The organism is Segatella copri, from assembly GCF_019249765.2.
GTDB lineage: Bacteria > Bacteroidota > Bacteroidia > Bacteroidales > Bacteroidaceae > Prevotella > Prevotella copri_K.
Map to the genome: position 1 here is coordinate 600,487 of NZ_CP152484.1, position 13,094 is coordinate 613,580.

Genomic DNA, 13,094 nt, shown 5'->3' on the forward strand with positions numbered 1-13,094 from the left:
CCTGTTATGCTATGTACCAATCCAAAAAGAGTGCTTCACGGTATGAACCCGTGAAAGCAACTCCCTTGTAGTGCTATTGTCATTTTGTGACAAAAACATTAAAATGAGTTGTAAGAATTATAGTAGTTCCCTGGCAATCCAAGCACAAGCTTCTGCGTCAGCCAGGGCATTATGGTGTTGGGTTAGGTCGTACCCGCAATAAGCAGCTACAGTTTGTAGTTGGTGGTTGGGTAGGAGAGATCCCAACTTTCTTCTGGAGGCTCGGCATGTGCAATGGAACTCATAATCGGGATAGTCCATTTGATACATTTGGAACACAGACTTCAGGCATCCCTCGTCAAAGGGAGAGTTGTGAGCCACCAATGGCAATCCCTCAATCTTTGGCTGAATCTCAGCCCATACCTCTGGAAATACCCCGGCGTTCATGGTATCCTCCATGGTTAGTCCATGTACCCTTGTATTCCAATAAGAATAATACTCAGGCTCTGGCTTGATGAGACTGTAGTAGCTATCCACAATCTCATCATCCCTTACTATCACAATGCCCACGGAGCAAACGCTGGTTCGTTGCTGGTTGGCAGTCTCAAAATCTATCGCTGCAAAATTCTTCATGAGTGCAAAGTTACTAATTATATATGTATTCTCCAAATTTTTAATATTTATATATCCATACTGGTATGTCCTTTTCCTTGGCAATTTCTGTCATGTGCTTGGTTCCATGAGATTTGCCATCCCAAAAAGCAACAAGATGTGTTGCCGTAACAAGCATGTTCATGTTCCTAAGAATTCCTGCCATCCTCGGATATCTTTTCCAATTCGCAGGGTATAGGACCATTGTAAGCTTATGCTCCTTGGCGTATTTGATACCTAAGGTGTCTGCTCCATCTGCCATTCCTGAAATGATTTCTATTGGGTGAGCGTCCAAGTCTCCCAAAGATTCGAAAGTCTCATCAAGCTTTAACATTCCATGATGGAAGTTACCAAGAAGTTTATATCTTGTATTTCTCGGCAAGATTCCTTAACTTTTCTGTCACTTCATCTCTTAGCCATAGAGGTTCCAACACTTCCATGGCGTCCATGTTCGAGAAAATCTCCTGCTCAAAATCAAACTCTGGTTTCAGGTGATACTCAAAGATAGAGTACTCGTCAGTTCGCTTTGTCTCCTTTTGAGAGTCATGGAGAGGAAGATTGCGTATGTAGTTACTCTGGAAGGCATCAACCTTTAGCACTACCTTTTGAACTTCGGAATCCTTGTTGTTGATGATTCCAAAGCAATCCTTGAAGTATTCAGCTGGTTCCAGATCCTTAGGCATCTTGAACATTTCCTCGGAGATGATGACATTCTCCATACGGTCAAGTGCATAGCAACGGATATCGTTCGTGCCAGGACTATATGCGACCACATACCAACGTTTCTTGAAAGCCTTCACGAAATAAGGATGGATGTCAAACTCATAATACTTCTCGTTATAGTAACTGTAGTAAGAGATGAATATAACGTGGTTGTCGCGCATCGCCTTGATGATATCCTCCAGGAAGTTCCTGCCAGATGGCATGTCCTCCAGGAGAACCCTCTCCTTGAGTTTGCGACTGTTGCCCACCATGGCGTTGAGTGAGAAGGCGTTGAGTAACCAGTTCCTGGTGCTTCCTTCCTCGAAGCAATTGCCATACTCTATGTGATAACGGAATCCGCTACTACATTCGATGTTAATCTCAAACAGTTCCTCGATGGCATGGAGATTATTGATGAAGGTACGCCGTGAAAGTTCCGTTCCCTCACTGAGGTCAGAGTCCAACCATCTGCTTTGAATCTCCTTCAGGGTAATGCCACCCCTGTTTCTTGCTCGATGAATGGTCTCTACGAGCCAGACATATTTGTTCAATTGATTGATAGCCATATTCTATACTTTTAAATTTTGGTACAAAGATAATGAAAAAGTGAGAAATAATGTTGCACAATTGCCAATTATTTTAGTAAGAACTCTATCATTTCGTCGTATTTGGCGAAAAATACACTTTCCTTCATCTTGCATAGTTTGGCATCTCTTCCTTGCAGGAAACTAAAGTACTCCCAAAATTGTTTCCTATGATGCATAAATTTGAGATGACTCATTTCATGTAGGATAATCTCGTCTATCAATTCCAATGGGAAAACCACAATCTTGGGCGGCAAGAAAATCTGTTTATAGATGGAGCATTGCCCCCATATGTTCCTCCTCTTCATTGTATATTTATTTTGTGGCAAAGGAACATATTTCCTGTGTAAAATGTTGTCACATCTAAAATATTTTTTAGGTGTGCAGTAATTTTTCCCATTTTCAGACTACCTTTGTGCCATAGATGTAAAGTAACAAGAAATCATGGAACAAACTAAACACGGAATATCGGTAAAACGCCGTATCTATTCCTTTCCAATGAAAGGAGAGAGCAGGGCAGAGGCTATCTGCCGATCTTTTAGGCAATACACCCTGGTGGATTGGGCTAAATATAATAAGGTGTCTATGCGAATCGTCACCTCTGTAAAATATCCTTTGCTGATGGGAGAACTTGTTCAACTTATGTCTGTGTCACAATCATTTATGGACACAACAAAGGTGGATCTTGTACAGAAGACATTGGGCACAAGTGAAGAACAACTATTGTTAATCATTCAAGCATATGAAGATGAATCAATGGGTTGACTTTGACATAGGTGATGAAGCTCAAAGTGAGTATGTTTTTTCCTATACGGGAAAGATATATAGCATAGAACTCAGTTTGAGTGTTGGCTTTGGCGATATATGGTTTGCGAATTTGTACTCAGTGACAGGTGATAAGAAACAAAAATATGTATCAAACATCAAAATTCCAACTTGTGATTTTGACGAACTCTCTTGGTTGAAACAATACTTGGAGAAACGAATGGATATGCTCTTGCTAGAGCTAAAAAATGAAGTCTCATCCGTCAGCTTCGAACCAGAGGACATTGCCGGCTTACCCATATCTTCAGACGATAAAATCAAACTGCTTGACATGTTGCATGGTTTATGGTTTGATGTTTATAAAGTGTGTCAGGAAAAATAAGAAAACAGGTCTCGTATCATTTAAAAAATGAAATATGAAGCCAATGCAAAAAATGTGGTCGGAAGAGATTCCGCCCACATTCACCATTGAAGTATTAACTTTATAAGATTTAGATTTATGCTATTCAACTATAAGGAACATCGGATTTTTGCGTTCTCTGACTCTCATGGAATGCACAAGTGGCTTCATATCCTTGAAGAAGCTGACATCCTGCTTTGTGCTGGCGATGTAGTGTCTGGCTTTAGCAAGGATGGCATGGAGGACTTCTTTTCCTGGTTGTTAAGCCATCCCGCCAAACTTTATATTTTTGTGGCTGGCAATCATGAGTTACTCTTGGAAGGTACTCCAGAGCAAGCCAAGTTCCTGCTGACAAGGGAGATAGTCTTCCTCCATGATACTTGCTATGAGTTTGATAGGATAAGTTTTGGGAATATATCCACGCGAAGTTTGCAAAGCAAGGAGTCAAATATCCACCTTGCTGGCAAAATGGACTTCCTGATAACCCATATTCCACCGGAAGGCATACTTGACGAGGGTAGGGGAAGCCTTCCTCTTTTGTTAGAGGTCTATCGTTCTCAACCTCGTTTTCATGTCTTTGGTCATGCTCATTCTTGAGAAAATCAAAGCAAGGGTGGTGCTTTTACGGAGTTTTACAATGTCTCACAGTTTAATGAACTTAAAAACCAAGATGGAGGTCAATAGAGAAAGGTTTCCACCTTGGTGACAAGTCTTCTAAATATCAGTCAAAGAAATGCCTGTAGTCATCCGAGTAGGTTTATGGTTGACGTTTTTCGTATTTCTGAATAAGTATCGTAAAATGCAAATCAACTACACCGGAACTTACCTCTCTCGTACCAAAGACTAATTTTCCTTTTCCTGCCAACATTTGGAACTCACTCTTGATATTTTCTTCCTCCTTCAAAGAAAGAGGATGAAGTGAAGACACCTTACATAATACGACTAGCTTCTGCAGATTGAAAAACTCATTCTCTGAATCCATATCTATGTATTTTATCAGTCTTTTCAGGTAATCCACTCTGCTGATTTCTCCATAGGTATGAGTCTCCATGTTGGTTTGCAGCATTGAGAAACCATCATAGATGAAGTCCATGTCATGGAAGGAAATATCTTTACCACCCAAGAACTTCTCTCGGAGAGCTTCATACTTTTCTCGATAATCGAGATAATCAATTCGCTTCTCCAAGCGATGGTCACGCTTCTTTTTGATGTTGGATGCTTGGGAGATTCTTCTGTTGCAGTAGTCCCAATCCTCCATGCTCATGGATATACTATCATGAGAAGCGAGCTTCATGGTTTCGAGGATCTCCCTTTTCTTACGGCCAGGCAAATAGTTGAAGTATAACTTTTGTTCTAGTTTTCTAGCCATAGTACCATAACTGGTGTGCATCTTGTGCTCGATTCTGTCCTCAAATGTATCTTTGAGTGTCTGCGGTGTATAGCCGTAGAATGTACAACTCCAAAGAATCTTGGCTATGACTTCTTCCTTAGTAAGTCTACAGGCATCGTCAACAATAACTTCCTTGGCAACATTACATTCCCAAAAATCACCTTCACAATTGTATACATTAATATATGGCTCTTCATCCTCATAGCCTTCAACAGGTTTAACCCACTCTACACGTATTTGGGGGTCCTTAATCTCGGATTCATCCGCAGGAATAAGATGGCAAAGGATGTCGTATGCCTCACGATATTGTCTGATGCCCAAATATCCTTCCTTTTTCAAGGCTGGTATCAACATATCAAAATCCGTACTAAGTAAAAGTTCTTTCAGTTTCATACACTTAACATTTAAAATTTATTGCAAAGGTAGTGCAATGGTGTGCAAAAAAATGGCACAGATTAAAAATATCTTTGAAGGCTGTGATATTTTTATAAAATGTTTTATAAGGTGTGTTGAAATATCCTCAAGACATGAACCACCACAAAGATATACGCATATCAGAGAGCGTAGAATCTCACTATATTGATAACCAAACAATGTGCATCTCAATCCCAAGGTGGAATCTATGGTTTGAGCTAAAAAAGCATCAAATTGCTTCATAATAGAAAAAAAATCCCCAAAAGGAGTGTGTTTCTTAGATTTTATTTGTATTTTTGCCGTGTCATTCAGAGTTTTATTTGTTTTTAAATGCAACACTAAGACAAGTGAGATTTCTGACATGGCAAAAAACTAATCAACTTTTTGTTGCTCAGGTTCTTATAAATAACATTGAATTATAGTGTTGCGGAAATTAGGTTATTATGACAACATCAGACAGACAATTTGATTCGCAGTTTGATAAAGTTGAGAATCTTGTACACTATCCTTGGATAGGTTGCAACTATGCTTCGGCACCAAAGCGTGTGCTTATCATGGGAGACTCGCACTATACGGTGAATGACGAAGGCGAATTCTGCCCAGAGGAATATGATAGATGTGTTACAGACAAGGAGTATACAAGAGGAATCATTAATTGTGCAATAGAAAAAGGTGGCTGGAAATTCCATACTAACCTTCAGAAAACATTCTTGGATGAAAGCGACATGGATGTCGAGGGCTTTTGGAACAAAATAGCTTCTTATAACTTCATACAGGAGCCTATGAAAGGCACACATGAGGTGCCCTCCTTGGCTGATTACGAGACGGCATGGAAGTGCTTAGCTGATGTCGTGCAGATCATCAAGCCAGATGTTTGCATATTTGTTGGTCTAAGAAACGACAAAGGCATGAATATTCTTGACGAGAAAGGTGTGAAGTATTTTATCCAAACATTGGATGAAAAAATCAACAACTCTTATCCTAAGAAAGGTGAACTGCAATTTGCTAACGGCTACAAGCTGCCGTTCTATATGATTCATCATACATCTTTGGGATATAGCCCTCAGCTTTGGTACGACTTCTTGAATAAAGAGATTCCAGAGGTTGTCAGCTTTTTGGATAAGTAAAAAATAACGTGAGTGACGTATGACGACACAGGAAAAACATTTGGGTGAATATCGATTGCCGACAGAATGGCTGCTATCGCTACAACATCTCCAATTCAGAAAATCTTGGTGATGGATAATTGTCACGCTGGCTGCTCGATGCATATTCTACAGCCAACACGTTGTCGCAAAACACGTTGCTTAAAGACCGTAAAATCTTGAAAAACGGATAAAAAACTGAGGGTGTGTCATAAGTCCATGACACGCCCTCAGTTTTACAAAGCCGATTACTTTTTCCCACTTTCCGGATATTTCTTGGCGAGATTATGCTTCTCTTCCGGATCCTCTAGCAGATTGTAGAGTTCCAGCGGTTTGTTTGGCTTGATGTTTAATATTTTACTTTATCATCAAACTCCACATGTACTTCCAGGTTGAACTCACGGACATATATGAGGTCATATAATGAGAAGTAGCAATGATCGTATAGATTATGAAAGGGCTGTATAAGATGCAGGTCTTTCGACCATTCTCTATCCAGTCCCTCATTCCAATTGTCGTTCTCAATCTCCATCCCCAACCAATTCTCCAATTTCTCATTGATACTTTGCTCAGAAGGCCGCTCTCTACTGAATCGGAGCGGCCATGCGCAACCCTCATCATAGAGTGTATTGAAACCTCCACATGTGAGAGTATCCCACACCTGTTTTGCCGTTTCTGTCTGAATGGGGTGATGTGCAGGATATTCGTAACCAAGGAATATCTTTCCTTCCACCTCAAAATCTCCAGAAATGTCCTTACGATGCAGGTATTCTTGATAAACTGTCATCGTCCGGTGATAAAGCTGCGTACATGCCTTTCGAAGTGCATCATTGAAACCGATGAGGAGCTGCTTCGTCTCATCGTCATACATATTCAATTGCCATAGTACGTTGCAACGCTTTTTGAGCAAGTGCTTCATCACAAACTTTTCTTCATCAGAGTATTGACAATACTCGTTTATTCTTGCAATGTCTTTCTCCAGCATGACTATGCGAGAGTCTTCAAATACATGTTTTATGTTCATATCTTAATCCCATAAATTACGGTTATACTTATAGAAAAACTTAATTCCTTTATCCGTTAAGAATCTTAATGGCTTTGTTGACCAGGTCCGCAGTAATGCCATCATACGGATTGGTCAGGATGAAGTGTGGCAGTTGCGAATCCTGTATCACGTATTCATCATCGATAATAACATACCGACCTTCATCTTGGAGATTGTCAGCTATCCATGATGAGAATTCCACTCCTTTCCATTGGTGTGTGCGGGATTCATTTCATCACGGTTGGCATTGAGTAGCATGTTGTCGGTGGCTGAAGACGGAAAAAGCTACAAGATGTGTTGCCGTAACAAGCATATTCATGTTCCTAAGGATTCCTGCCATCCTCGGATACTTATCCCAATTCGCAGGGTATAGGACCATTGTTAGCTTATGCTCCTTGGCGTATTTGATACCTAAGGTGTCTGCTCCATCTGCCATTCCTGAAATGATTTCTATTGGGTGAGCGTCCAAGTCTCCCAAAGATTCGAAAGTTTCATCAAGCCTTTCTTTCAGAAACTCATAGTTGTCAAAGTCACGTCCTCCCGCTACAATCACCTTGTAACTATTGAGATACTTTGTCTTGATGGTATGTTTGATGGCTTCTTTATCCATCTTACCATTTGATAATTCTTTGCCCATATTCATGTTTGCTCATTAAATTTTCTGCAAAATTAGATGAAACGTGAGAAAAATCATTGCGCATGAAAAAACTTTTTTATTGAGTGAAATGAATTTACACAGGTGTGGGCTACCTTTGCTCCAGAATAATTAAAATTGATATACAATGGAAAAGTTTGATATTAATAAAGAAATGGCGAAGTTAAAAGGACTGAACATTATCGAAAAATGCTCGGCTTTAGACGATTTGCTTGATGATTTGGAAGATGCCCAAGAGCAGATTATCTGTGCCAAGGATGAGATTTCCGAAGAATACGCCAACGTTTTTACGAAGAAGTTCCACGAGGAGATAGCTTCCTTTATAGCGGAAACCTTCGATGGCAAGATTCCATATGTTGAAAAATATGGTTATCAAATCATGTATGACAACAGGCCCATTTATATAACCCTTTTTTGTACTTATGGTGAATGGTCTATTTGTCTTTTTGTAAAGAGTGGAAGTACAAAACATCTGATAAAACTTACAGGTGTTTTAGGTGTCAATATAACAGGGAATGGGGCATCTTTGAACTTAGAAGTTACAGAGAAAGATTTGCTTTCCAAGGTGAAGCAAATCCTGTTACTCTCAGATTCCTACGAAAAATGAATCTTTCATCAGGTAAGATTCTTATTTCATAAATCGAACATATAACTTAAAAATAGAGCATAATGAACAAAACTATAAAAGAGCAATTGGATAAGATGGAAAAACGTTTGGACGAGGCCCTAGATAATGACCTCTTCAATGATTCCGAGTTTGACATGGATGACTTCCAACCAGAGGTTTGTTCCATTGAGAGAGAGCTGAATGGGATATTGGAGTTCAATCGTGAACATCTTCAATTTCCGGAGTTGGAGCAGATTTGCTCCATTCAGAAGAAAATCAAACAGGTGAAGGATGAGTATGAATTCTATGATCCAGAGTATGAGAGAAGCGTCATGTTCCCAAATGATGAGGATGAGGAAGAGGATGATTTCGCCTTCTAAATATAGACAAGTATGGATAATAAACCTTATTTGAGAACTATATTGGGTGGAACGGGCTTTAGAAGTCTTTCCCTTTTTGAGAAAATATTATGCATTAATGTTTGGTTATTATGCTTATGCAAACGTTATGCAAAAAAGGTATGAAAATGAAAAAGGCGGTAAATACGTTAAATTTGTATTTACCGTTTTTAACATTCCATGATGGAACTTGCTGTGCGGGCTGGAATTTCGCAGATACTTTATTATACTTCATCAGATTGTGATGAGGTTGCAAAAGTAAACTGTGTCAAATTACTTTGGTTGTAACTTGACACAGTTTTTTATATCCCCAACTCTTAACGCAAGAACTTTCCGGTAAGGCTTGCCTTGCAGGCAGCTACTTCTTCCGGAGTTCCGGCAACAACAAGATTGCCGCCTTTATCGCCGCCTTCAGGACCGAGGTCGATGATATAGTCGGCACACTTGATGACATCCAGATTGTGCTCAATCACTACCAGCGAATGGCCCCTTTCTATCAGGGCATTGAAGGCATGGAGCAGGCGCTTGATGTCGTGGAAGTGAAGACCCGTGGTAGGCTCGTCGAAGATGAAGAGCGTAGGCTCCTGTTCCTCCTTGCCTATGAAGAAGGCGAGCTTTACACGCTGATTCTCACCTCCCGAAAGCGAACTTGAATTCTGACCGAGCTTGATATAACCCAGACCTACATCCTGAAGCGGCTTCAGGCGGTTTACGATGATGCGGCAGTTGTCGAAGTCGCCCTCGTTGCGCTGCAGCTTTTCATCGCTGAAGAACTCGATGGCCTCGTTTACCGTCATGTTCAGCACATCATTGACGTCTTTTCCGCCATAGCGAACCTCCAGGATATCGTGCTTGAACCGTTTGCCCTTACAAGCCTCGCAGGTCAGCGTGAGGTCTGCCATAAACTGCATCTCGATGGTAACATATCCCGCACCCTTACATTCCTCGCATCTTCCGCCTTCGGTATTGAAAGAGAAGTACTGCGGCGTGAATCCCATCTGCTTAGCCAGTGGCTGGTTGGCAAAGAGGGCACGTATCGCATCGTATGCCTTCAGATAGGTAGCAGGGTTGCTGCGGGTACTCTTTCCGATAGGGTTCTGGTCGACAAACTCTACATGATGGATGCTCTTCCAGTCGCCTTCCATCGATGCATATTCGCCTGGTGCATCTGCTACGAGGTCCAGACGGCGACGCATGGCAGGATAGAGGATTCCCTTGATGAGCGAACTCTTGCCTGAGCCTGATACACCGGTTACACAGGTGAATACATTGAGCGGTATCTTAACATCGATGCCGCGCAGATTGTTCATCCGGGCTCCCTTGATTTCGATATACTGGTTCCAGGCACGGTGGCTCGTTGGCGCCTTTATCTCCTCGTTGTGGGTCAGGTACTTGATGGTATAACTCTCTGGATATTCAGCCAGCAGCTTTTCCTGTTCAGCCTTGTCGGTGGTTGAATATTCTGATGACGGACCGGCGTAGACCACTCTTCCGCCCAGTCTGCCGGCATCTGGACCAATATCGATGAGATAGTCGGCTGCCCGCATAATCTCTTCGTCGTGTTCTACCACAACCACCGTATTGCCCAGTTGCTGCAGTTCTTTCAGCACCTTAATCAGTCGGGCGGTATCGCGGCTATGGAGTCCTATACTAGGTTCATCGAGGATATATACGCTACCCACGAGCGATGAGCCCAGATTGGTGGTCAGGTTGATGCGCTGACTCTCACCGCCGGAGAGGGTGTTGGAAAGTCGGTTGAGCGTAAGATAACCCAGACCAACATCCAGGAGGAACTGCAGGCGGTGGGTGATTTCGGTGAGCAGACGCTTACTGATTTCCTTCTCATGCTCAGAGAGTTCCAGTTTCTTGAACCATTCGCTCAGGTTCACAATCGACATCTCAACCAGTTCGGTGATGCTCTTTCCGCCAATCTTCACATAGTTGGCTTCCTTCTTGAGTCGGGTACCATGGCAGTCAGGACAAATCGTCTTTCCACGGAATCGGCTCAGCATCACGCGGTATTGTATCTTGTACTGGTTCTCCTTTACCATTCTGAAGAACTCATCGATGCTCACCCTTTCCTGCTGTTTACGTTTCTTCTCGCCAGGCAGACCGTGCCACAGCCAGTCCTTCTGCTGCTGAGTCAGTTCGAAGTAAGGCTTGAAGATAGGGAAGTCGTATTCTGCTGCTCTTCGGATGAATTCCTTGAGCCACATACCCATCTTTTCGCCTCGCCAGCAAACCACACATCCGTCATATACGCTCATCGAAGTGTTCGGGATGACGAGTTTCTCATCGATGCCTATTATGCTGCCGAAACCTTCGCAGGTAGGGCAGGCTCCGAGAGGAGAATTGAAGGCAAACATATTGTCGGTAGGCTCTTCAAACTGCATGCCGTCAGCTTCGAACCGGGTAGAGAAGTCGTAGCAGATGTTGCTTGGCAGGAAGACGAGGCGGCAGGCTCCATCGCCCTCATAGAAGGCAGTTTCGGCAGAATCCATCAGTCGGCTGATATCATCCTTCTCATCGCTTACCGAAGCACGGTCGATGACCAGGAAGATTTCTTCATCCTTCTGCTGCATTCTCTTTCTCAGTTTATCGCCGCTTACTTCCAGCAGTTCCTTATCCGCCTGCTCCATGAAGTCTTCGATGCGCACGAATTCACCTTTTATATATATACGCGCGTAACCTTCCTGATTGTACATCTCCAGCTGTTTGCCCAGACTGCGCCCTTCGATGACGTGGATAGGGGCGAGGATGACAAACCTGGTACCCTGGGAATACTGTCGGGTACAGGCGAGTACATCTTCGGTAGTATGGCGTTTCACCTCCTGTCCGCTGATAGGCGAATAGGTTTTTCCGATGCGTGCGTAGAGCAGTCGCAGGTATTCGTAGATTTCGGTGTTGGTGCCCACGGTAGATCGTGGGTTGCGCGAAATCACTTTCTGTTCGATGGCGATGGCAGGTGGCAATCCTTTGATGAAATCACATTCCGGTTTGCTCATACGTCCCAGAAACTGGCGTGCGTATGAAGAGAGCGACTCCACATAGCGGCGCTGGCCCTCAGCATATAAGGTATCAAAAGCCAACGATGATTTTCCCGATCCGGAGACACCCGTAATGGCAACAAACTTGCCCTGAGGTATCTTCACATCGATATTCTTGAGGTTGTTGGCTCTTGCCCCTTTTATTTCTATATATTTATCTTTTGGCATATTCTTTCTTCTTTTAAGATTAGGGGACCAGCGATGGAATCGCTGGGGACGGGGGCGCAAGGGGGAAAGGCTCTTTTTACCTTTTTACCTTTTTACCTTTTTACTTTTTACCCTTTATTCATGGTGGTAAGGTTCACCTTTTATAATAGTACATGCGCGATAGAGCGCCTCGGTAAAGATAAGGCGAACCATCTGATGCGAGAAGGTCATCTTGGAGAGGGAAATCTTCTCGTTGGCGCGGTCGTAGACAGACTGTGAGAAACCGTAAGGACCGCCGATGACAAAGACGAGCCTTCTTGCCGTAGCCTGCTTGCGCTCTATCCATTTGGCAAACTCGATGCTTCGGAATTCCTGTCCATGTTCATCCATCAGCACCACGGTATCCGAAGGCTGGAGGAGTTTCAGAATCAGTTCTCCTTCCCGTTCCTTCTGCTGCTGTTCGCTGAGACTCTTGGTGTTCTTGAGCTCAGGAATGGTTGTTATGTTGAAAGGCATATAATGGGTGATGCGCTCGGCATAATCCTTGATGCCCGCAATGAAATGCTTGTTTACGGTCTTTCCGACCAAAATGAGTTCTGTCTTCATTTTCTTCCTATACACTTGAATTCTTCACTGAAGTTTCGCAAGTAAGCCCCACACGCCCTGGGCTAGGAGCTTTTGGGCCTTCAGCCCGTACTTGAACCACATGCGAAACTTCAGTTCTTCGTTCTTCACTTCTTCTCGTCCCTGTAATATCCTGTTCCTATTCTTTTCGGATTCTTCGGGAACCAGCCTTTCTCGCAGCGTTGTCTCTGTTCGAAGAGTTCACCGATGCTCCAAAGGCATGAAGCACCTACTACGCCCAGTATGGCAGAGAAGAGCACGTTGGCAACCAGGAAGGCAGCTCCTATGCAGATGATGCCTGCAACGAGGAAAACCCACCAATAGCGGGTGCCCGTATAATATTCCGTCTTCATGACGATAGGGTGAAAGATACCTATTATTAAAAAGGTGGATACGGCGATGATGACGCCCGTGTAATATACTTCCATATTCTATTGTTTTATATTTTGTTCATTCAACTTTGCTATCTTACCAATACAATATTGCTAAATATTAGCCTTATTCTATTTTCAATTCCATTTCAAAGTGCAAAAATACAAAA

General features: G+C 42.7%; 16 protein-coding genes and 1 pseudogene. 6 read left to right on the top strand and 11 right to left on the bottom strand.

Translation table 11 applies throughout. From position 1 onward, the window contains the following. Window positions 1-117 precede the first annotated feature (117 nt). The 4 genes from KUA46_RS02450 to KUA46_RS02465 all read right to left on the bottom strand — a co-directional run bounded on the left by KUA46_RS02450 (window position 118) and on the right by KUA46_RS02465 (window position 2,224). Window positions 118-612, bottom strand: coding sequence for a 3'-5' exonuclease (locus KUA46_RS02450; protein WP_218487053.1), 495 nt, complete (start codon window positions 610-612; stop codon window positions 118-120). A gap of 40 nt (window positions 613-652) precedes the next feature. Beyond that, window positions 653-964, bottom strand: coding sequence for an SLOG family protein (locus KUA46_RS02455; RefSeq protein WP_218487052.1), 312 nt, complete (start codon window positions 962-964; stop codon window positions 653-655). A 25-nt stretch (window positions 965-989) separates the two neighbouring features. Then, the gene (locus tag KUA46_RS02460; RefSeq protein WP_218487051.1) at window positions 990-1,898 is read right to left on the bottom strand and encodes a helix-turn-helix transcriptional regulator; all 909 of its coding nucleotides are present in this window, start codon (window positions 1,896-1,898) and stop codon (window positions 990-992) included. Between the two features lie 68 nt (window positions 1,899-1,966). Continuing rightward, a complete protein-coding gene (locus KUA46_RS02465) occupies window positions 1,967-2,224 on the bottom strand; it encodes a M48 metallopeptidase family protein (RefSeq protein ID WP_117587191.1) in 258 nt (85 codons plus the stop codon). Between the two features lie 136 nt (window positions 2,225-2,360). Here KUA46_RS02465 and KUA46_RS02470 point away from each other — a divergent pair, with 136 nt between their 5' ends. The 3 genes from KUA46_RS02470 (at window position 2,361) to KUA46_RS02480 (ending at window position 3,678) form a co-directional block, all read left to right on the top strand. Continuing rightward, a complete protein-coding gene (locus KUA46_RS02470) occupies window positions 2,361-2,681 on the top strand; it encodes a hypothetical protein (RefSeq protein WP_118200704.1) in 321 nt (106 codons plus the stop codon). Further along, complete coding sequence (locus KUA46_RS02475) at window positions 2,659-3,063, top strand: hypothetical protein (RefSeq protein WP_334670717.1); 405 nt, start codon at window positions 2,659-2,661, stop codon at window positions 3,061-3,063. Before KUA46_RS02470 ends, KUA46_RS02475 begins: the two co-directional genes overlap by 23 nt. Window positions 3,064-3,180: 117 nt before the next feature. Then, window positions 3,181-3,678: a metallophosphoesterase family protein gene (locus KUA46_RS02480; protein WP_218487049.1), complete on the top strand. Its 498-nt coding sequence runs from the start codon at window positions 3,181-3,183 to the stop codon at window positions 3,676-3,678. A 160-nt stretch (window positions 3,679-3,838) separates the two neighbouring features. Here the strand turns inward: KUA46_RS02480 and KUA46_RS02485 are convergent, their stop codons facing one another. After that, window positions 3,839-4,864 (bottom strand): hypothetical protein, encoded by a 1,026-nt coding sequence (locus KUA46_RS02485; RefSeq protein ID WP_218487048.1) that lies wholly within the window; start codon window positions 4,862-4,864, stop codon window positions 3,839-3,841. Between the two features lie 464 nt (window positions 4,865-5,328). On the opposite strand from KUA46_RS02485, the gene KUA46_RS02490 reads away from it, so the two are divergent. After that, entirely contained in the window at window positions 5,329-6,012 is a 684-nt protein-coding gene (locus KUA46_RS02490; protein ID WP_218487047.1) for a hypothetical protein, read from the top strand. 367 nt (window positions 6,013-6,379) lie between these two features. Here the strand turns inward: KUA46_RS02490 and KUA46_RS02495 are convergent, their stop codons facing one another. The 3 genes and pseudogenes from KUA46_RS02495 to KUA46_RS02505 form a co-directional block, all read right to left on the bottom strand. Further along, window positions 6,380-7,054: a hypothetical protein gene (locus KUA46_RS02495; protein WP_218487046.1), complete on the bottom strand. Its 675-nt coding sequence runs from the start codon at window positions 7,052-7,054 to the stop codon at window positions 6,380-6,382. Between the two features lie 49 nt (window positions 7,055-7,103). Beyond that, window positions 7,104-7,280, bottom strand: a pseudogene (locus tag KUA46_RS02500) (hypothetical protein); the annotation flags it as partial. A gap of 30 nt (window positions 7,281-7,310) precedes the next feature. Beyond that, the gene (locus KUA46_RS02505; protein ID WP_256625032.1) at window positions 7,311-7,712 is read right to left on the bottom strand and encodes a DUF2493 domain-containing protein; all 402 of its coding nucleotides are present in this window, start codon (window positions 7,710-7,712) and stop codon (window positions 7,311-7,313) included. 145 nt (window positions 7,713-7,857) lie between these two features. Between KUA46_RS02505 and KUA46_RS02510 the strand changes: the two genes are divergently transcribed. Continuing rightward, complete coding sequence (locus tag KUA46_RS02510; RefSeq protein ID WP_153089322.1) at window positions 7,858-8,337, top strand: hypothetical protein; 480 nt, start codon at window positions 7,858-7,860, stop codon at window positions 8,335-8,337. A 62-nt stretch (window positions 8,338-8,399) separates the two neighbouring features. Then, window positions 8,400-8,717 carry a hypothetical protein gene (locus KUA46_RS02515; protein ID WP_153089321.1) on the top strand — a complete coding sequence of 106 codons (318 nt, stop codon included), beginning with the start codon at window positions 8,400-8,402 and terminating at the stop codon, window positions 8,715-8,717. Window positions 8,718-9,052: 335 nt separating this feature from the next. Here the strand turns inward: KUA46_RS02515 and uvrA are convergent, their stop codons facing one another. The 3 genes from uvrA to KUA46_RS02530 form a co-directional block, all read right to left on the bottom strand. Further along, on the bottom strand, window positions 9,053-11,950 hold the full coding sequence (gene uvrA, locus KUA46_RS02520; protein WP_215652434.1) for an excinuclease ABC subunit UvrA: 2,898 nt from the start codon (window positions 11,948-11,950) through the stop codon (window positions 9,053-9,055). A gap of 114 nt (window positions 11,951-12,064) precedes the next feature. After that, entirely contained in the window at window positions 12,065-12,535 is a 471-nt protein-coding gene (gene rlmH, locus KUA46_RS02525; protein ID WP_006846932.1) for a 23S rRNA (pseudouridine(1915)-N(3))-methyltransferase RlmH, read from the bottom strand. Between the two features lie 125 nt (window positions 12,536-12,660). Further along, window positions 12,661-12,981 carry a DUF4491 family protein gene (locus tag KUA46_RS02530; protein ID WP_022120939.1) on the bottom strand — a complete coding sequence of 107 codons (321 nt, stop codon included), beginning with the start codon at window positions 12,979-12,981 and terminating at the stop codon, window positions 12,661-12,663. Window positions 12,982-13,094: the final 113 nt, after the last annotated feature.